Source organism: Streptomyces sp. L2, assembly GCF_004124325.1.
GTDB lineage: Bacteria > Actinomycetota > Actinomycetes > Streptomycetales > Streptomycetaceae > Streptomyces.
Genome location: NZ_QBDT01000001.1, coordinates 4687810 through 4707152, shown reverse-complemented (window position 1 = coordinate 4707152; position 19343 = coordinate 4687810). Strand labels below are relative to the sequence as shown.

The 19343-nt window shown below is 71.6% G+C and carries 19 protein-coding genes; 6 read left to right on the top strand and 13 right to left on the bottom strand.

Features of this window, described 5'->3' with window-relative positions:
* The first annotated feature begins 6 nt into the window (after positions 1–6).
* On the top strand, positions 7–273 hold the full coding sequence (locus DBP14_RS21065) for a type II toxin-antitoxin system Phd/YefM family antitoxin (RefSeq protein ID WP_129308712.1): 267 nt from the start codon (positions 7–9) through the stop codon (positions 271–273).
* A gap of 24 nt (positions 274–297) precedes the next feature.
* Here DBP14_RS21065 and DBP14_RS21060 read toward each other — a convergent pair whose 3' ends face one another.
* Together DBP14_RS21060 and DBP14_RS21055 are read right to left on the bottom strand one after the other, a co-directional pair.
* Positions 298–714, bottom strand: a complete 417-nt coding sequence (locus tag DBP14_RS21060; RefSeq protein WP_129308711.1) for a VOC family protein — start codon at positions 712–714, stop codon at positions 298–300.
* A 2-nt stretch (positions 715–716) separates the two neighbouring features.
* Entirely contained in the window at positions 717–1535 is an 819-nt protein-coding gene (locus DBP14_RS21055; RefSeq protein WP_129308710.1) for a trans-aconitate 2-methyltransferase, read from the bottom strand.
* Between the two features lie 88 nt (positions 1536–1623).
* On the opposite strand from DBP14_RS21055, the gene tamR reads away from it, so the two are divergent.
* On the top strand, positions 1624–2121 hold the full coding sequence (gene tamR, locus DBP14_RS21050) for a MarR family transcriptional regulator TamR (RefSeq protein WP_129308709.1): 498 nt from the start codon (positions 1624–1626) through the stop codon (positions 2119–2121).
* On the opposite strand, the gene DBP14_RS21045 is transcribed toward tamR, so the two are convergent.
* Entirely contained in the window at positions 2080–2886 is an 807-nt protein-coding gene (locus DBP14_RS21045) for a response regulator transcription factor (protein WP_164992380.1), read from the bottom strand. The two genes, tamR and DBP14_RS21045, sit on opposite strands and share 42 nt — an antisense overlap.
* 279 nt (positions 2887–3165) lie before the next feature.
* Between DBP14_RS21045 and DBP14_RS21040 the strand changes: the two genes are divergently transcribed.
* The gene (locus tag DBP14_RS21040) at positions 3166–3609 is read left to right on the top strand and encodes an N-acetyltransferase (RefSeq protein ID WP_129308707.1); all 444 of its coding nucleotides are present in this window, start codon (positions 3166–3168) and stop codon (positions 3607–3609) included.
* Here DBP14_RS21040 and DBP14_RS21035 read toward each other — a convergent pair.
* The 5 genes from DBP14_RS21035 to galT form a co-directional block, all read right to left on the bottom strand.
* Positions 3575–4258, bottom strand: a complete 684-nt coding sequence (locus DBP14_RS21035; RefSeq protein ID WP_241741264.1) for an adenosylcobinamide amidohydrolase — start codon at positions 4256–4258, stop codon at positions 3575–3577. The two genes, DBP14_RS21040 and DBP14_RS21035, sit on opposite strands and share 35 nt — an antisense overlap.
* A gap of 100 nt (positions 4259–4358) precedes the next feature.
* Positions 4359–4838, bottom strand: coding sequence for a hypothetical protein (locus DBP14_RS21030; protein ID WP_129308706.1), 480 nt, complete (start codon positions 4836–4838; stop codon positions 4359–4361).
* 129 nt (positions 4839–4967) lie between these two features.
* On the bottom strand, positions 4968–6161 hold the full coding sequence (gene galK / locus DBP14_RS21025) for a galactokinase (RefSeq protein WP_129308705.1): 1194 nt from the start codon (positions 6159–6161) through the stop codon (positions 4968–4970).
* Positions 6161–7123, bottom strand: coding sequence for a UDP-glucose 4-epimerase GalE (galE, locus tag DBP14_RS21020; protein WP_129308704.1), 963 nt, complete (start codon positions 7121–7123; stop codon positions 6161–6163). Before galE ends, galK begins: the two co-directional genes overlap by 1 nt.
* A complete protein-coding gene (gene galT / locus DBP14_RS21015) occupies positions 7120–8181 on the bottom strand; it encodes a galactose-1-phosphate uridylyltransferase (protein ID WP_129308703.1) in 1062 nt (353 codons plus the stop codon). Before galT ends, galE begins: the two co-directional genes overlap by 4 nt.
* Positions 8182–8402: 221 nt before the next feature.
* Here galT and DBP14_RS21010 point away from each other — a divergent pair, with 221 nt between their 5' ends.
* Positions 8403–10094 (top strand): sodium:solute symporter family protein, encoded by a 1692-nt coding sequence (locus tag DBP14_RS21010; RefSeq protein WP_129308702.1) that lies wholly within the window; start codon positions 8403–8405, stop codon positions 10092–10094.
* Positions 10095–10113: 19 nt separating this feature from the next.
* Positions 10114–10440, top strand: coding sequence for a hypothetical protein (locus tag DBP14_RS21005; protein ID WP_129308701.1), 327 nt, complete (start codon positions 10114–10116; stop codon positions 10438–10440).
* 345 nt (positions 10441–10785) lie between these two features.
* Here DBP14_RS21005 and DBP14_RS21000 read toward each other — a convergent pair whose 3' ends face one another.
* From DBP14_RS21000 to DBP14_RS20985, 4 genes are all read right to left on the bottom strand, one after another.
* Positions 10786–11457, bottom strand: coding sequence for a LuxR C-terminal-related transcriptional regulator (locus DBP14_RS21000; RefSeq protein WP_129308700.1), 672 nt, complete (start codon positions 11455–11457; stop codon positions 10786–10788).
* A gap of 210 nt (positions 11458–11667) precedes the next feature.
* Positions 11668–13620 (bottom strand): PQQ-binding-like beta-propeller repeat protein, encoded by a 1953-nt coding sequence (locus tag DBP14_RS20995; RefSeq protein WP_129308699.1) that lies wholly within the window; start codon positions 13618–13620, stop codon positions 11668–11670.
* Positions 13621–13711: 91 nt separating this feature from the next.
* Positions 13712–15619: a PQQ-binding-like beta-propeller repeat protein gene (locus DBP14_RS20990; RefSeq protein WP_129308698.1), complete on the bottom strand. Its 1908-nt coding sequence runs from the start codon at positions 15617–15619 to the stop codon at positions 13712–13714.
* 254 nt (positions 15620–15873) lie between these two features.
* Entirely contained in the window at positions 15874–17682 is a 1809-nt protein-coding gene (locus tag DBP14_RS20985; RefSeq protein ID WP_129308697.1) for an ABC-F family ATP-binding cassette domain-containing protein, read from the bottom strand.
* Positions 17683–17839: 157 nt separating this feature from the next.
* Between DBP14_RS20985 and DBP14_RS20980 the strand changes: the two genes are divergently transcribed.
* On the top strand, positions 17840–18433 hold the full coding sequence (locus DBP14_RS20980; protein ID WP_129311994.1) for a Uma2 family endonuclease: 594 nt from the start codon (positions 17840–17842) through the stop codon (positions 18431–18433).
* Positions 18434–18439: 6 nt separating this feature from the next.
* Here DBP14_RS20980 and DBP14_RS20975 read toward each other — a convergent pair whose 3' ends face one another.
* On the bottom strand, positions 18440–19333 hold the full coding sequence (locus DBP14_RS20975) for a 4-(cytidine 5'-diphospho)-2-C-methyl-D-erythritol kinase (protein WP_129311993.1): 894 nt from the start codon (positions 19331–19333) through the stop codon (positions 18440–18442).
* Positions 19334–19343: the final 10 nt, after the last annotated feature.

The window sequence follows — 19343 nt, the reverse complement described above, 5'->3', positions numbered from 1 at the left end:
GCCGGCGTGACGGAGATCGAGATCAGCGCCGCCCGCTCCGAGCTCGATGACCTCGTGCGGCGTGTGAAGGACGGCCGGGAGATCATCGCGCTCGCCGATCAGGGCCATGTCGCCGCGCTCCTGGTCCCGCCGCAGGTGATCGAGGATCTCGAAGACGCCCTGGCGGTCGCCGACTACCGGCGACGCAAGGCGGAGGGCACGCTGGGGGAGGGCGTTCCCCATGCGGAGGTCAGGTGCATCCTGGGGTTGCGCCCGGGTCCTACGGCATCGTGACCCACGGCTTCCGGACCCGCTTCTCTACGAAGCCGTCGACGCACTGTGGTGCGCATCCTCATCACCACCTGGGCCGGACGGCCTGACCGGCTCCAGGAACTCCAGGCGGTTGCCGGCCGGATCCTCGGAGTAGAAGCGGCGGTGGCCGGGGAGGTTGTCGTCCCAGGTGACGGGTGCTCCGTGGGCGGCGAGCCGGGCGGCGTAGGCGTCGATGCCGGTGACCCGGAGCCCGGGGTGGGCCTTCTTCGCCGGGTGGAAGTCCTCCTCGACGCCCAGGTGGAGCTGGACGGCCCCGGCCTGGAACCAGCAGCCGCCGCGGGCGGCGAGGACGGGCGGCTTGGGGATCTCCGTCATGCCGAGCGCGCCGGTGTAGTAGGCGCGCAGGGTGTCCTCGGAGCCGGGTGGGGCGGCGAGCTGGACGTGGTCGAGTGCGGCGATCATGCTCAGGCCTCCTTCACGGCGGCGGCGAACAGGCGGCGGAACGGGAGGACCGTGCCGTACGGGGTGGCCGGGTAGGCCTGGCGGAGCAGGTCCCGGTACTCGGTGAGGAAGGCGTCCCGGGCGTCGGGGTCGTCGGCGAGGACGGTGAGGGCGGGCCGCAGCCCGGTGCCCTTGACCCAGTCCAGGACGGGGTCCTCGCCGGCCAGGACGTGGTGGTACGTCGTCTGCCACACGTCGGGCGTGCAGCCGAGGCGGGCGAGGTGGTCCAGGTAGACGCCGGGGGCGGGCACGGAGTCGGGGCGGCGCAGGACGTCGGCGAGGCGGCTCTTCCAGCGGGGAGTGGCGGCGAGTTCGCGCATCAGGGCGTGCAGGGGTGCGTCGATGTTGTCCGGCACCTGGAGGGCGAAGGTCCCGCCGGGTTTGAGGCCGGCGATCCAGTCGGGAAAGCGGTCGGTGTGGCCGGGCACCCACTGCAGGGTGGCGTTGGTGATGACCAGGTCGTACGACTGCGGTTCCGCGGGGGTCCAGGTACGCAGGTCGGCGTGGGTGAAGTCGAGCCGCCCGGCACCGCTCGTGGGTCCCCCGTGGTCGACGTGCGCCTTGTCGAGCATCTCGGGCGAGTTGTCGTAGCCGGTGATGTGGGCGTCGGGCCAGCGTTCGGCGAGGAGGACGGTGACGTTGCCGGGGCCGCAGCCGAGGTCGGCGATGCGGGGGCGGGCCGCCGGCAGGGCGGGCACGCGGGCGAGGAGGTCGGTGAAGGGGCGGGCACGGTGACCGGCGTGGCGGAGGTACTGGCCGGGGTCCCAGATCGGCGAGTTCATGATCCCACTGTCCCCCATCAATTCTCTCGACGTCAAGAGACTCGACATCAAGAGACTTCATGTCGACACAACCACTACACTGATCTCCATGGAGGACGAGGTCGATCGGCTGGTCGCAGCGTGGCGCCGGGAGCGCCCGGACCTCGACGTGGAGCCGCTCGAGGTGCTCAGCCGGGTGAGCAGGCTGGCCCGGCACCTGGACCGGGCGCGTCGGCTCGCGTTCGCCGAGCACCAGCTGGAGCCCTGGGAGTTCGACGTGCTGACCGCGCTCAGGCGCGCGGGAGTGCCGTATCAGCTCTCCCCCGGCCAGCTCCTGACGCAGACCCTGGTCACGTCGGGCACGATGACCAACCGCATCGACCGGCTGGCGAAGAAGGGCCTGGTGGAGCGGTTGCCGGATCCGAGTGACCGGCGCGGTGTGCTGGTCCGGCTGACGGACGCGGGGCGCGACCGCGCGGACCAGTCGCTGGCCGGACTGCTGGCGCAGGAGCGGGCGATCCTCGCCGAGCTGTCGCGCGCCCAGCGTGCGGAACTGGCGGGGCTGCTACGCCAGTTGACCGCCCCGTTCGACAACATCCCGGGTTAGGGTCTCCAGCTCCACCGGGCCGACCCCGGCCCTCCTGGCCAGGGCCACGGCGGCGAGGGTGGAGTGGACGCCGAGCTTGCCGAGGACGTTCTGCATGTGGGTGCGGACGGTGTGCGGGGACAGGAACAGCCGTTCGGCGACGGCCTTCCTGCCGAGCCCGGCGACCATGCAGCGCAGCACTTCCCGTTCCCTCGGGGTGAGGGACTGCACCAGGCGCTCGCTCTCGGTGCGGTGTTTGCGCGCTGCCGTGAGTTCCTTCAGGACGCCGGTGAGCAGGGCGGGCGGCAGGTGGGTCTCGTCGCGCAGGACACCCCGGATCACGGTCAGCAGCCGGGACAGCGAGCAGTCCTTGGCGACCCAGCCGCACGCCCCGGCCTGCAGCGCGAGGGCGGCGCGCCGGGGGTCGTCCTTCTCGGCGAGGACCACGATCCGCACCCCGGGCTGGGCGGTTCTGACCCCCGCGACCAGGGAGATCCCGTCGACCAGGCCGTCCTCGTCGCCCGCCTGCACCGGCACGGCCGGCCGGGTGCCGGGCAGCCCGATGCCGGACAGGCCGGTGCCGGGCAGTCGGCCGCCCAGGTCGGCGTCGACGAGCAGGACGTCGTAGCGGCGGCCCTCGCCGGCGGCGCGCTCCATGCAGCGCAGCGCGGCCGGGCCGCTGCCGGCGGCGGACACGTCGACGTCGGGCTCGGCGGCCAGGGCGGCGGCGAGCGACTCGGCGAAGATGCGGTGATCGTCGACGACCAGGACTCGGATACGAACCACGAAACCCCCTTCCCCCGTGCTCCTCGCGGAGCGGGGGACGATCAAGGTCCCAGAAGGCGACGGCGTCGCGCGGTCACGGCCTCCCGGACAGGAGTGCGCGCACCGCACGGCAACCACCGTGCGGACACCTCTACCCCCACCGCGGGCGCCGTACCCGCCCGGTTCGCCCCCTGAACGGCACCGGCCCCCCGCCGACACCGTTTCTCAGCTTACGGACGGTGCGCGAGAGGGGAAGGCAAAGCGCAGAACTGGCTGCCAGAGGCGTTTATCGTGTGCCGCATGTTTCGTATTGAGGCGGAAGTCGACAAGGCGAGGCGCGATCTTCTCCGTTCCCGGCTGCGGGACACCAATACGGCGGCCTCCCCGGTCCTGGCGGCCCTGCGCGGAACCCCGGGCGAGCACGAATCGCCCCTCCACGTGTGGGCGATGACCGAGACCGGGGCCCTGGCCGGCGGCCTGGTCGGCCACACCTGGACGACCTGGCTGCACGTCACCTACCTCTGGGTGGCCGCCCCCCACCGCGACGCGGGCCTCGGCAGCCGCCTGCTGCGCAGCGCGGAACGCATCGCCCGCACCGAGCGCGGGTGCACCGCCTCCCGCCTGGAGACCTGGGACTTCCAGGCTCCGGAGTTCTACCGCCGGCACGGCTACAAGGTGGTCTGCGCGATCCCGGACTACCCGCCGGGGATCACGGAGTACACGCTGCTGAAGCCGCTGCGCTGACTTCTCGGCCCCCGGCGTCGATCGCGGACCGCACGGCCCCGTGCACGGCACGCGCCAGCCGGGCGCCCCACAGCGACCGGGGCCCGGCGAAGGCGTGCACCTCGTCGCCGGGTGCCGGGACGCGGGCGGCGACGCACACCGCGTCCGTCGGCGTGCCGGAACAGTCGTGACCGGCGTCGAGCAGGGCCTGCACCTTGGCCTCGGTGGCGGTGGCCACGGCGTTGACCAGGGCGGCGTCGGTGAACGCCACGGGCACACGGACGACGATGTTGATCGTGCCCGGCCTCCCGGGACGTGCGCTGCCCTCCACCGGGGAGGCGGCCCACCCCCGCACCCCTATCCCGGCCGTGACCAGTGCCTCCGCGCCCCCGTCGGCCGCGTGCCCGTACCGGGACACATCGGCGGCGGTCATCAGCCCCACCCCCGGCCCAGCCAGCCCCGCCCCCGCGGCCAGCTCGTCCAGATGCCGCTCGGGATCGGTACGCCGGTACCCGTGCGACACCTGCGCGTTGACCACCCAGCCCCGCTCCCCGATCCCCCCGCCCAGCACAGCGCTGCTCACCATCCGCCACCCCGGCCCGGGCGCCCACACCAGCGCCCCCAACCGCTCCCCGTCCTCACACCGGCTCAGCAGCCGCACGGAACGCAGCCCGACGACCGTCGCAGCCGGCGAAACAGTGCCGGTCACCCCTCACCACTCCCCACCCTGGACACCACGGGTCCGATCGTATGCACCCGCGGTGCTGGCCCTACTCGGCAGACGGCGCCGGCGGGGCCGGGGGAAGCGGCGGGTGGAGCGGCCGGGGCGGGATCCGTGGCCCGGGTGGGCGCGGCGGCGGGGGCGGCTGCGGCTCCAGCGATCGCCGGGGGCGGGGCGCGGGCGGCCGGGGCGTGTACGGCGGCGGAGGGGACGGAGGCGGCGGGGGCGGTGTGAGCTCGGCGTCCGTCAGCAACGGGCCGCCCGCGCGCAGCCGTTCGATGGCCTGCTCGGCACGCCGGCGGGCCCGCGGATCGTCGTCACGCCGGAAGACCAGACGCACCCGCGCCGGCCGGCGGTACGCCCCGCCCATCGCCAGGGGGACGGCGGCTCCCCCGCGACGCTCCGTGTGGATCAGCTCGTACCCGAGCGCGTACGCGATCTCCTCGGCCCGCTCCTTCACCGCCGCGTAGCCCTCGATCTCGACCAGCCCCCGGCCGTCGAACCTCGAACGTATGTCGCCGTCGTCCATCCACCGATCCTCTGACGGAGCGCTCCCCCGGAACAGGAGGATGCTACGCGTCCTGCTCGTCCCGACCGGGTGCACGAACAGCTCTGCCCAGACGGTCAGCCCAGCCCCGCGCAGTGCCGCCCGCGTGCCTCAGTTCAGGCGCCGGGCTCCCGCCGAAGGCACCGCCTCGAAGACGCGGGGTGGCTTGTGTCCCGCTGTCGTGAAGGCCTCTTCGACGGCCTTGGTGATCAGGGGGACGTCGGGCTCGGCCGTGAGGACGATCGCCGAGCCGCCGAAGCCGCCGCCGGTCATGCGGGCGCCGAGGGCGCCGGCGGTGAGGGCCGTGTCGACGGTGAGGTCCAGTTCCGGGCAGGAGACGCGGAAGTCGTCGCGGAGGGAGGCGTGGCCCTCGGTGAGGATCGGGCCGATGGCCCGGGGGTCGCCGGAGCGGAGGAGGGAGACGGTCCGTTCCACCCGGTGGTTCTCGGTGACGACGTGGCGGACCAGGCGGACCAGTTCCTCGGCGTCGGCCGTCCCGGTGCGTCGGGCCTTCTCGGCCAGGCGGGACAGGGCCGGGGTGAGGTCCGGGTGCGGGATGTCGCGCAGGGCGTGCACGCCGAGGAGGCTCGCGGCCTTCTCGCAGCCGGCGCGGCGCTTGCCGTACTCGCCGCCGCTGTGGGCGTGGGTGACCTGGGTGTCGACGACCAGCAGGCGCAGGCCCGCGGCGGCCAGGTCGAACGGGATCTGCTGCTGGGAGAGGTCCCGGGTGTCGAGGAACAGGGCGTGGCCCGGCTCGCAGCAGGCGGAGGCGGTCTGGTCCATGATGCCCGTGGGGGCGCCCACGTAGATGTTCTCCGCCCGTTGGCAGAGGCGGGCCAACCGGCTGCCGGGTACGGCGAGTCCGTACAGGTCGTTCAGGGCCAGCGCGGTCACCACCTCGATGGCCGCCGAGGAGGACAGGCCCGCGCCGGTGGGGACCGTGGAGGACAGGTGGATGTCGGCGCCGGTCACGGTGTGGCCCGCCTCGCGCAGGGCCCACAGGACGCCGGCGGGGTAGGCGGTCCAGGTGGAGTCCGTGCCGGGGGCGAGGGAGTCGAGGCGGAGTTCGGTGACGCCGGAGTCGATGTCCGCCGAGTGCAGGCGCACGACGCCGTCCGTGCGGCGGGAGACCGCGGCGGTCGCCCGGTGCGGCAGGGCGAACGGCATGACGAAACCGTCGTTGTAGTCGGTGTGTTCGCCGATCAGGTTGACCCGGCCCGGCGCCGCCCAGACGCCCTCGGGCGCCGAGCCGTACAGTTCGGTGAAATGGTCCGCGACCTGCTGTGCGGCCTGCTGTTTGGCCACTACCGCTCCCTCGTGTTGTGCCGGGTGAACTCCCAGGCGTCGGCGACGATTTCCTTGAGGTCCGCGCGGGACGGGGTCCAGCCGAGCCTTTCGCGGGCCGTGTCCGCCGAGGCGACCAGGACGGCCGGGTCGCCGGGCCGGCGCGGGGCGATCACCTCGGGGATCGGGTGGCCGGTGACCTCGCGGACCGTTTCGACGACCTCGCGGACGGAGAAGCCGTTGCCGTTGCCGAGGTTGCAGATCAGGTGCGTGCCCGGTGCGGCGGCGTCCAGGGCCAGCAGGTGGGCCTCGGCGAGGTCGGCGACGTGGATGTAGTCGCGGACGCAGGTGCCGTCGGGGGTCGGGTAGTCGTCGCCGTAGACGGAGATCGACGCGCGGCGGCCCTGGGCGACCTGGAGGACCAGCGGGATGAGGTGCGACTCGGGGTCGTGCCGTTCGCCGCAGCGGCCGTAGGCGCCCGCGACGTTGAAGTAGCGCAGCGATACGGCGGCCAGGCCGTGGGCGTGCGCCTCGCTGGTGATCATGTGGTCGACGGCGAGCTTGGTGGCGCCGTAGGGGCTGGTGGGGCGTGTCGGGGCGGTCTCGGCGATGGGGCTCTGCTCGGGTTCGCCGTACGTCGCCGCCGTGGAGGAGAAGACGAGGCGGCCGATTCCCGCCTCGCGCATCGCGGCGATGAGGGCCAGGCTGCCGCCGACGTTGTTCTCCCAGTACTTCTCCGGCTTCGTCACCGACTCGCCGACCTGGGAGAACGCGGCGAAGTGCAAGACGCCGTCGTAGGAGGCGTCGAGCCATTTGGCGGCGTCGCGGATGTCGCCCTCGATGAACGCGGCCCCGGCGGGCACGCCCTCGCGGAAGCCGGTGGAGAGGTTGTCGAGGACGGTCACCTCGTGGCCGGCCTCCAGCAGGTGCTGGGCCACGACCCCGCCGACGTAACCCGCGCCACCCGTCACCAGGTACTTCATGAACTCGCTACCTCTCGCAGTCGCTCGGCCGCGCGCTCCGGCGGCACGTCGTTGATGAACACGCTCATGCCGGACTCGGAACCCGCGAGAAACTTCAGCTTGCCGGAAGTACGGCGGATGGTGAAAAGCTCTAGGTGGAGCGCGAAGTCGTCGCGGCTCACCCCGTCGAACGCCTCCAGCGCGCCGAACGGGGCCTGGTGCCAGGCCGCGATGTACGGCGTCGGAGGCTCACCGGTGCCGAAGATCCGGTCGAAGCGCCTCAAGAGTTCCAGATAGATCTGGGGGAATTCTGTGCGTGCCGCCTCGTCGAGCGCGAGGAGGTCGGGGACGCGCCGCCTCGGGTACAGGTGGACCTCGTACGGCCAGTGCGCCGCGTACGGCACGAACGCCACCCAGTGTTCACCCGCAAGGACGACCCGGTCTCCGGCGAGTTCGCGTTCCAGGACGGTGTCGAAGAGGTTCGCGCCGCCGGTCGCCTCCTGGTGCGCGGCGAGCGAGCGGAGCATGAGGGCGGTGCGCGGGGTGGTGAAGGGGTAGCCGTAGATCTGGCCGTGCGGGTGGCCGAGGGTGACGCCGATCTCGGCGCCCCGGTTCTCGAAGCAGAACACCTGCTCGATGGAGGGCAGATGGGACAGTTCGGCGGTGCGGTCGGTCCAGGCGTCCAGGACCAGGCCGGCCTGTTCCTCGCCGAGGTCGGCGAAGGACGCGTCGTGGTCGGAGGTGAAGCAGACGACCTCGCAGCGGCCGGAGTCCCCGGCGAGCGAAGGGAAGCGGTTCTCGAAGACGACGACGTCGTACGACGGTTCCGGGATCTCGCTGAGCCGCTCGCCCCGGGTGGGGCACAGCGGGCACTCGTCGGCCGGGGGGTGGTAGATCCGGCCCTGGCGGTGCGAGGCGACGGCGATCGAGTCGCCGAGCAGCACGTCCCGGCGGACCTCGGACGTGGTGACCGTACGGTCCAGCGGGCGCCGGTCCACCGTGTCGCGCACGGTGTCGTCCCGCAGGTCGTAGTAGATCAGCTCACGGCCGTCGGCCAGCCGCGTCGAGGTCTTCTTCACCGGGACTCCTTGTTCAGCACACCGCTCGCCAGGGATCCGAGGGGGATCCGAGAGGTGTGTCCGCACCCAATCACTCAACACAAACAAACATAACAAACCACAACTCGACAACACCCTGGATCATCACAATCAAACAAAGAACACCAACAGAACTGTTCAATTGCTGAACGCGGAGGCGTAGGTTCCGCCGTGGATCAGTTCGCCCGACGAAGCGAGTACGCATGCAAACCCCCCCATACGTCCCCATCGAGCTGGCGGCGGGGCTACGGCTCCCCACCAACGGGCTGGACTACGCGATCCTGGCGATCTACTTCGTCGTCGTCCTCGGCATCGGTTTCGCGGCCCGCCGCTCGGTGAAGACCAGTCTCGACTTCTTCCTCTCCGGACGCTCACTGCCCGCCTGGATCACCGGCCTGGCCTTCATCTCCGCGAACCTCGCCGCCACCGAGATCCTCGGCATGGCCGCGAACAGCGCGCAGTACGGCGCGTACACCGTGCACTGGTACTGGATCGGCGCCATCCCGGCCATGGTCTTCCTAGGCCTGGTGATGATGCCCTTCTACTACGGCAGCAAGGTCCGCTCGGTCCCCGAGTTCCTGCTGCTGCGCTTCGACCGGGGCGCGCACCTGCTCAGTTCGATCCTGTTCGCCCTGGCCGCGATCCTGATCGCCGGCGTCAACCTCTACGCCCTCGCGATCGTCGTCCAGGCGCTGCTCGGCTGGCCGCAGTGGGTGGCCATCGTGGTCGCGGGCGCGTTCGTGCTGGCGTACATCACGCTCGGCGGGCTGTCCTCGGCGATCTACAACGAGGTGCTGCAGTTCTTCGTGATCCTGGCCGCGCTGATCCCGATCACCGTGCTGGGCCTGAAGAAGGTGGGCGGCTGGGGCGGGCTGACCGACAAGCTCACCGCGAGCCACGGGGCCGACTTCACCACCGCGTGGGGCGGGACCGGCATCGGCCACGCCAACCCGCTCGGCGCGAACTGGCTGACCATCGTGCTCGGGCTCGGCTTCGTGCTGTCCTTCGGGTACTGGACCACCAACTTCGCCGAGGTGCAGCGCGCGCTGTCCGCGAAGAACCTCTCCGCGGGGCGGCGCACGCCGCTGATCGCCGCCTACCCGAAGATCTTCATCGTCTTCCTGGTGATGATCCCGGGGCTGGTCGCCGCCGCGATCGTGCCGAAATTCGGTACGCCGGCCTCGGGTTACCAGTACAACGACGCCATCCCGTACCTGATGCAGGAGCTGCTGCCCAACGGCGTGCTCGGCATCGCCGTCACCGGTCTGCTGGCCGCGTTCATGGCGGGCATGGCGGCCAACGTGTCCTCGTTCAACACGGTGTTCACCAACGACATCTGGGCGCGGTACGTGGTGCGGGGGCGTGAGGACGCGTACTACGTCCGGTTCGGCCGGCTCATCACCGTGGTCGGGGTGCTCGCCTCGGTCGGTACGGCGTTCCTGGCGTCGTCGTTCTCGAACATCATGAGCTACCTGCAGACGCTGTTCTCCTTCTTCAACGTGCCGATGTTCGTGGTGTTCGTCGTCGGCATGTTCTGGCGGCGGGCGTCCGCGAAGTCCGGGTTCTGGGGGCTGCTCGCGGGCACGGTCGCCGCGATGGTCAACTACTTCCTGTTCTACAAGAAGGGGATCATCTCCATCCCCACCGACCAGGGCGCCAACTTCGTCTCCGCGATCGCCGGGTTCGTCGCCGGGGCGGTCGTGATGGTCGCGGTGTCGCTGTTCACCAAGGCCAAGCCGGAGCGGGAGTTGCGCGGGCTGGTCTACGGCACGCGGTCCCCCGGCATGTCCGAGCCGCCGGCCGCCGGCGACGACGCGTGGTACCGCAAGCCGGCCCTGCTGGGCTGGGGCGCGGTTGTTCTGGCCGCCGCCTGCTACATCCCGTTCTCGTTCTGAGCGGGGGGATGAGGAAACCATGAGTGAACGTCCCGACCACGAGTCCTTCCACTCTTCCGGTTACTCGGAGGACGATGTCCAGCGCGAGGTGTCCGAGCTGGAGGCGAGGTCCGCGACGGCCGCGCGCATCTTCGATCTGCGGCGGATCATCGGTGGGCTGTTCGTGCTGTACGGCGTCATCGTGACGGTCGCCGGGATCACGGATTCGCAGTCCGCGATCGACAAGGCGCAGGGGGTCAATATCAACCTGTGGACCGGTATCGGCATGCTGCTGCTGGGCGTCTTCTTCCTGGCCTGGCTGAAGCTGCGCCCCACTCCGGGGAGGTCGCCGGAAGAGGGGGAGTAGGCAGGGCCGGCTTTCGAGTGCGGGCCCGTGGTGGCTGGTCGCGCAGTTCCCGCGCCCCCTTTGGGGAGTTGCCGTCCCGTCGGCCGTTGGGCACCGCTGCCTCGGGCCGCCTTACGGCCGCGGGTCCATCGTGGCTGGTCGCGCCCACGCGGCGGAGCCGCAGATCTACACCGCCCCGCGCCCCTTTGGGGAGTTGCCGTCCCGTCGGCCGTTGGGCACCGCTGCCTCGGGCCGCCACCCCAGCCGCGGGCAATCGTGCCGCAGGGCGGCACGGGTGGGCGCGGCAGCACCTTGCAAGCGCCGGTGAGTGGGAGATGCCCCGGCCCGGTGCGGTCGGGCCCGGGCTTATGGGAGGGGGCCCGCTCGGTCCAGCAAGCCCGTTCGCGCGGCCAGCGCTGCCGCTTCCAGGCGGGAGCCTACGCCGAGTTTCATGAGGACTCGTTGGACGTGGGTGCGGGCCGTGCTGGGGGCTATGTGCATGCCGGCGGCGATGAGGCGGGTGTCCTCGCCGTCGGCGACGCGGAGGAGGACCTCCACCTCTCTCGGGGTCAGCGCCTCCAGCAGCCGCTGGCCCTCGTCGTCCGGCTGGGCCGCCGGGTTGAGCAGGTCGGCGAAGGCGCCCTGGAGGAGTTGCGGGGCGACCGCCGCCTCGCCGGCCCGGGCCTTGATGATGGCCCGCTCGACGCCCTCGATCCGCTCGTCGTGACGGACGTACCCGGACGCCCCGGCCGCGAAGGCCGCCGCGATGCCGCGCGGGGACGGCACGGGGCCGAGGACCAGCACCGCGATCTGCGGCCGCTCACTCTTGATCCGCACCACCGGGTCGAACGCCCCCGCCTCGGCCGGTGCCGCCGTGCCCAGCAGGCACACCTCCGGCGCCCGCGCGATCACCAGCTCGGCCGCCCCCGCGGCCGGAGCGGCCGCCGCGAGCACCCGGTGCCCGCGCAGTTTCAGCGCCGAGGCCAGCGCCTCCGCGAGCAGGCGGTGGTCGTCGACGACCATCAGCCGCACTCCCATAGAGCAACCCCCCAGTCCCCCCCCCATGGATGCCCCAACTATGGACGCCCACCTGTGCACAAGGACAGAGCGCCCCCCGGCACCCGCCCCTCATGCCCCCGGAAGCTACACGCTTGTTCGACGTCGCGCTGCCCGTACCGACGAGAAGTGCCCCGGATCGATGAAATCCGGGGCACTTCCAGGTCACACGCGCATTCAGGGGGCGCGCGATCAGCCGTCCACGCCGAAGGCGGCCGCGAGGTAGTCCTTGTCCTTGCTCACGGAGTCCGGCTTGTCGGCGTACACCGCCGACATGTACAGCCGGCCGTTCCCGAAGAGGATCTCCGCGAAGTCCGGCTGCATGCTGATCTCGATGTGCTGCACCGCCTCCGTGGCGGCGGTCTCCAGCAGCGTGGTCTCCTTGAAGGAGCCGCCGTCGATGCTGACGGCCTGGGCGCCCTTGTCGTAGGGCGGCTGCTTGTAGGCGAGCAGGTTGGTGCCGTCCATGCGCAGCGGGGAGATCGTGTAGCCGTCGCCGGCGTCGGCGCGCTGGCCGGTCTGCTTGCCGGTGCTGAGGTCGAAGGCGATGATCTCGTTGGTCTGGCTGTAGCTGTCGCCGCTGCCGTCGTGCTCCTCGGTCGGCACATACAGCTTGCCGTTGCCGACGACGATCTGCTTGCAGCCCTCGACCTGGGTGATGCCGTCGCAGTCGCCGCCGTACTGCTTGCCGGGCGCGGAGATGCGGGTGAGCAGCTTGCCGGTCTTGTTGTCGATGGAGAAGTAGTCGGAGATGCCGCTGCCGTCGCCGGCGCTGTCACCGACGTCGGCCGCGACGACCAGCGGGTCGGTGGAGACCACGGACGCGTACTCGATGCCGGAGGTCATCTTGTACTCGGAGATCACCTTCCCGGAGTTCGGGTCGATGGTCTGGATGTGCAGCTGGCGGCTGTCGTAGTCGCCGCACTTGCGGACCGCGACCAGCTTGGCACCGCCGCCGTACCCGGCGTCGTAGCAGGTGTCGTCCGGCTTGGGCTGCCACAGCTGCTTGCCGGAGTCGATGTTCCAGGCGGCGCCGCCGCTGGTGCTGCCGACGGCGACGGTGTGTTGCGAGACCGTCACATTGCTGAAGTTGATCGGGTAGTCACCGGAGTTGACCGACTTCGTCCACAGCTTGGTGCCGTTGTCGAGGTCGATCGCCGCGACCTTGCTGCAGCCAGCGGAGGAGTGCGCGGCGGGCATCTTCGGCTGGAAGGCGACCGCCGTCTTGTTGTCCGCGGTGACGTGCTGGCTGGCCGCGCACACCGGGCCGGGCAGCTTGATCGTCCACAGCTTGGTGCCCTTGGCCGGGTCGTAGCCGTTGATCTCGGCGACGCCGCTCTTGGCGTACACCTTGTCGGTCAGCCAGGAGCCGTCGGTGACGACGGTGTCCTTGACCTTGGGCATGTCGACCTGGAAGAGCGTCTTGGCGGACGGGTCGGACGGCGCCTTCTCCTTGCCGCCGGAGGACGTGCCCCCGGAGCCGCCGCCCGTGCCGTTCTTGCCGCCGCTTTTGCCGCCGCTGGAGCTCGCGGTGTTGTGCGTCTTGTTGTCGTCGCCGCCGGAGGACTTGGCGTACCAGACGCCGCCGCCGATGATCAGCGCGATGGCGGCGACCGCCGCGACGACGATGATCAGCGCCGTGTTGTTGCGGCCGCCGCCGGGCTGTCCGGGCTGCGGCTGCATCGGCATGTTCGGGCCGCCCGGGTAGCCGTAACCGGGCTGCGTGGGCTGGCCGTAGGCCGGCGTCGGCGGCTGACCGTACGCCGGGGTGGGCGGCTGGCCGTAGGCGGGGGTGGCCGGGGCGCCGTACGGGTTCTGCGGCTGGCCGCCCGGGTAGCCGTAGCCCGCCGGGGGCTGGGGCGGCTGGGGCGCCTGGGGGTAGCCGTAGCCGGGCTGGGGCTGCTGCGGCGGGGCCGGCGGCGGCGGTGTCTGCTCGCCGGGTTGCTGCGGGTAGCCGTAACCGGGCTGCGGCTGGGGCGGCTGCGGCTGGGACTCCGGGCCCTTCTGCAGGCTCGGCGGGGTCGCCGGAGCAGGGGGCGGCGGGGTCGCCGGGGCCGCCGGCGGCGGGGCCGGCTGGTCCTGGGGCGGGCCGAAACCGCCCTGCTGCGGGGGCTGGTTGGGCGGCGGAGGGGGCGGCTGGGTCATGACGGAGGTACCTCGGTGAAGCTCGAAGGGCCGGACGGCGGAAGGCGTACGACGGACGGGCCGGGGGCGATGGACGGGGCCGGGCCGGGGCTCACTTGCCGAAGGCCATCATCAGCTTCTCCTTCGAGTCGTCGTTGCCGGTCAGCCGGGTGGAGGAGATGTAGAAGCGGCCGTCGACGTAGTCCGTGTCACCGTCGAAGAAGCCGTTCTCGATCTCCGCCGTGCCCGCCGGGTTCTGCAGCAGCTTGGCCGGCTGGTGCGAGGAGCCGGTCGTCGGGATCGCCACGACCTGGCCGCCCGCGTCGTACGACGGGCTCACGTAGGCGATGAGCTTGCCGTTCTCGATCTTCATCGGCGACATCGACTCGTCCGAGGGCGACTTGACCCGCCACTTCTCCTTGCCGCTGGACAGGCTGATCGCGACGATCTCGTTGGCCGAGCCCGTCTTGTCCGTGGGCAGGTACAGCGTGGAGGAGTCGACGGCGACGCCCGAGCAGCCCTGCAGGTCGCGTTCGAGGATCGCCCAGCCGCACTGCGGGGCGAACTTCTCGTTGACGGTGACCTGGGAGGTGAACTTGCCCGTGCCGCTGAGCATGGAGATGTTCCATGCCTTCTTCTTCTCGTTCGTCAGGTAGATCACGAGCGGGTTCAGGGAGTACGTCCGCGCGACCTGCCAGCCCTTCTTCACCTTCTGGGTCCAGCGGACCTTTCCGGTCGCCGGGTCCAGCTCCTGGATCTCGTCGTGCTCGTTGCTGCCCATGGCGTCGCAGGAGGCGACCTGGATCAGCCGGTTCGGGCCGCCGGCGAAGGCGGTCGGGAAGCAGCTGTCGCCGTACTTCTTCTTGTCGTACAGCTTCTTGCCGCCGGCCAGGTCGTACGCCGTGCCCGACTGGGAGCGGCCCACCATCAGGGTCTTGCCGCTGATGGTCAGCTCGACGCTGAGCGCGCTGTCGAACAGGCCACCGTCGGCGACCGTGCCGCTCCAGCCCTTCTTACCGGTGTTCAGGTCGATCTGCTGGAGTTGGTTGCACTTGGCGCGGTCGCTGGTGCCGCTCATGTAGGCGATGACGACCTTGTCGTCGGCCGACTTCTGCGAGGTGACCGCGCAGATCTTCTGCGGGAAGGTGATCGGGGACCAGGCCGGGTCGCCGTCGCCGACGTTGTACGCGAAGACCTGCTTGTACGCCGCCTTCACCGCCGTCTTGCCGGTGATCCACATGCCGGGGGCGTCCGCGCCGGAACCGGGCGCGTCCGGCGCCGACTTGTACCAGAGGACCTTGGCCTCGCCGGGCTGCCGGCCGTCGTTGAGGTTCTCCGGGTCCTTGCCGCCGTCGCCGCTGCCGTCACCGGGGTTGGCGGGCGCGCCGGACGCGGAGGGCTTGTCGTCGTGGCTCTTCCCGGCGACCGGCTTCTTCTTGCCGCCGTCGTCGCCACCGCTGGTGACCGCGTACACGGTGCCGCCGATGACGAGCAGCGCGGCGACCGCGGCGCCGATGATCAGGGCCGGCTTGCCCTTCAGTCCGCTCTTCCCGCCGCCGGGACCGCCGGGCACGCCGGGGCCGCCCGGGTAACCGGGCTGCTGCGGGTAGCCGTAGCCCTGCCGGGGCTGCTGGGCGTACGGGCCCGGCTGCTGCGGATAGCCGTACGGGCCGGGGGCGCCGGGCGCGGCCGGGGCGCCGTACGGACCGGGCTGCGTCGGCTGACCGGGCTGGGCGGCCTGGCCGGGCGCGGCCGGGGCGCCGTACGGACCGGGCTGCGTCGGCTGACCGGGCTGGGCGGCCTGGCCGGGCGGCTGCTGGGGCGCCTGCGGGTAGCCGTAGCCGGGCTGTTGCGGCGGGGGGCCCTGGGGCGGCTGGGCGGGCGGCGGGGGTGCGCCGAAGCCGCCCTGCGCGGGCGGGGTCTGCGGTGCCCCGAATCCTCCGCCCTGCGGCTGCTGCGGCGGCTGCTCCGGCGGCGGTCCGAACCCGCCCTGCGGCGGCTGGCTGGGTGGCTGACTCATCAGCGCTCTCCCCCGTTTCACTGATTTCTCGCCACGCCCCGAGGGTCGTGACCGACCCAAGGCCGCGTATCGACAGTTCTCAGACGGCCCTTTCTATCACCCGCCGCCGACAGCGAAGGGGGCCGGTTCCGCCCCTGTTCCCAAGGGAGAACCGGCCCGTGATGCCCTCGTTACGCGCCTTCACGCCCCCTTCACGCGCCGCGCGCAACCGGCGCCGCGCGCGCCACCGCCCAGCCTGATCCGACCGGCAGGCCCTACGCGTCCTCCGCCAGTTCCAGCCAGCGCAGTTCCAGTTCCTCGCGCTCGCCCGCCAAGTCGCGGAGCTGGGCGTCCAGTTCGGCGACCTTCGCGAAGTCCGTGGCGTTGTCGGCGATCTGCGTGTGGAGCTTGGACTCCTTCTCGGAGACCTTGTCCAGCTGCCGCTCGATCCTCTGGAGTTCCTTCTTGGCGGCGCGCTGGTCGGCGGCGCTCTTCTCGGGGACGGCCGGCTTGGGCGCGGTGGCGGCGGCCTGCGCGGCGACCGCCTCCTCCATCCGCTGCCGCCGCTCCAGGTACTCGTCGATGCCGCGCGGCAGCATCCGCAGCGTGGCGTCGCCGAGGAGGGCGAACACGCGGTCGGTGGTGCGCTCGACGAAGAACCGGTCGTGGGAGATGACGATCATCGAGCCGGGCCAGCCGTCGAGGAGGTCCTCCAGCTGGGTCAGGGTCTCGATGTCGAGGTCGTTGGTGGGCTCGTCGAGGAAGAGGACGTTGGGCTCGTCCATGAGGAGGCGCAGCAGCTGCAGCCGCCGCCGCTCACCGCCGGACAGGTCGCCGACGGGCGTCCACTGCTTCTCCTTGCCGAAGCCGAACGTCTCGCAGAGCTGGCCGGCGGTCATCTCGCGGCCCTTGCCGAGGTCGACGCGCTCCCGGACCCGCTGCACGGCCTCCAGGACCCGCCAGTCGGGGTCGATCTCGGCGACCTCCTGGGAGAGGTAGGCGAGCTTGACGGTCTTGCCGACGGCGACCCGGCCGCCCGCCGGCTGCGCCTCGCCCTCGCTGCGGGCGGCCTCCGCCATGGCCCGCAGCAGGGAGGTCTTCCCGGCGCCGTTGACGCCGACGAGGCCGATGCGGTCGCCGGGGCCGAGCTGCCAGGTGACGTGCTTGAGCAGCACCTTCGGCCCGGCCTGCACGGTGACGTCCTCCAGGTCGAACACCGTCTTGCCGAGCCGGGAGGACGCGAACTTCATCAGCTCGGAGCTGTCCCGGGGCGCTGGCACGTCCGCGATCAGCTCGTTGGCGGCCTCGACGCGGAAGCGCGGCTTGGAGGTGCGGGCGGGGGCACCGCGGCGCAGCCAGGCCAGCTCCTTCCTGACCAGGTTCTGCCGCTTGGTCTCCTCGGTGGCCGCGATCCGCTCGCGCTCGGCGCGGGCGAAGACGTAGTCGGAGTAGCCGCCCTCGTACTCGTAGACATCGCCGCGCTGCACGTCCCACATGCGGGTGCAGACCTGGTCCAGGAACCAGCGGTCGTGGGTGACGCAGACGAGCGCCGAGCGCCGCTCCCGCAGGTGCCGGGCGAGCCAGGCGATGCCCTCGACGTCGAGGTGGTTGGTGGGCTCGTCCAGGACGAGCAGGTCCTGGTCCTCGATGAGCAGCTTGGCGAGCGCGATCCGGCGCCGCTCACCACCGGACAGCGGCCCGATGACCGTGTCCAGGCCCTTGGGGAACCCGGGCAGGTCCAGGCCGCCGAACAGCCCGGTCAGTACGTCCCTGACCTTGGCGTTCCCGGCCCACTCGTGGTCGGCCATGTCCCCGATGACCTCGTGGCGGACGGTCGCCTCCGGGTCGAGCGAGTCGTGCTGGGTGAGCACGCCGAGCCGCAGGCCGCCGGAGTGGGTGACCCGCCCGGTGTCGGCCTCCTCCGCCTTGGCCAGCATCCGGATGAGGGTCGTCTTCCCGTCGCCGTTGCGCCCGACGACCCCGATCCGGTCCCCTTCGGACACGCCGAGTGACACACCGTCCAGCAGGGCACGGGTGCCGTACACCTTGCTGACGTTCTCGACATTGACCAGGTTGACGGCCATTTCACTCCTGCCCGGGGGGATGGATCAGCCTTCAAGCGTAGGCCCTGCGGGGGGTGGGGCGGGGCGTGGGAGTGTTGTCACTCTTTGTGATGACGTGATCGGGAAGGGGCCGCTACGGTGGAGGGCAGGCAGCAGGATCCCGTCCATGGGAGGAACCATGACCGCCGAGTCCGTAGAGCACCGCACCGAGTGGCCGGTGCCGCCGCAGGACGGCTACACCGTGGACGACCTGTTCACGCTGCCCAATCTCCCGCCGCACACCGAGTTGATCGACGGGAGCCTGGTTTTCGTGAGTGCCCAGCGGGACTTTCGCAGTGTCGTCATTGACCTGCTCGTGAGCGGGTTGCGCCGCACCGCACCGCAGGACCTGAGGGTGCGCCGTGAGATGACCGTGGTCATCGACCGCCGCAACGGCCCGGAGCCGGACGTCTCGGTCATCCGCGCGGAAGCCGTCAAGGGCCCGGAGCAGACGTACTACCAGGTCGCCGATGTCCTGCTCGCCGTCGAGGTGGTGTCGCCCGACTCCGAGGCGCGTGACCGAGACTACAAGCCGCACAAGTACGCGGCGGCGGGCATTCCGCACTTCTGGCTGGTCGACATGGCCGGCCAGGACAAGCACCCGGTGGTCCAGGTCTACGAACGCGGCGAGGCCACGGGCACGTACGCCCTGACCGGCATCTACCACGACCGGCTCAAGGTCAGCGTTCCCTACGACATCGACATCGATCTGACCGCCATCGACGCTCTCTGAGCCGGCTCACACCACCGTCGCCCCCGGCACCGGCCCCGCCGCCGTCCGCACGGTCCTGCACGTGCCGGACGTCCGCAGGGCCGCCGCCACCTTCTCCGCCGACTCGGCGTCGCGCGCCAGGAAGGCCGTGGTCGGCCCGGAGCCGGAGACCAGGGTGGCGAGGGCGCCGGCGGCGCGGCCCGCCTCCAGGGTGTCCGCCAGCTCGGGGAAGAGGGAGAGGGCCGCGGGCTGGAGGTCGTTGGAGACGGTGGCGGCCAGTGCCTCCACGTCGCCCTTGGCCAGCGCGTCGAGCAGGTCCCGCGAGGCCACCGGCTCGGCGATTTCCCGTCCCTCGGCGAGCCGGTCGAACTCCCGGAACACCGCCGGGGTGGACAGCCCCCGCCCGGCCATCGCGAACACCCAGTGGAAGGTGCCGCCGGTCTCCAGGGCCGTCAGCTGCTCACCGCGGCCGACGCCGAGCGCGGCACCGCCGACCAGGCTGAAGGGGACGTCGCTGCCCAGGTCGGCGCAGATCGTGAGGAGTTCGGCGCGAGAGGCGCCCGTGCCCCACAGGGTGTCGCAGGCCAGCAGCGCGCCGGCGCCGTCGGCGCTGCCGCCCGCCATGCCGCCGGCGACCGGGATGTCCTTGGCGATGTGGACGTGCACGTTCGGCTCGATGCCCCGGCGCGCGGCGAGGGCGAGGGCCGCGCGGGCGGCGAGGTTGGTGTGGTCCAGGGGGACCTGGGCGGCGTCCGGGCCCTCGCAGGTGATCCGGAGATCGTCGGCGGGGGTGACGGTGACCTCGTCGTGGAGGCCGACAGCGAGGAAGACGTTGGCGAGGTCGTGGAAGCCGTCGGGGCGGGCGGCGCCGACCGCGAGCTGGACGTTGACCTTGGCGGGGACGCGGACGGTGACGCTCACCGGGGTGACG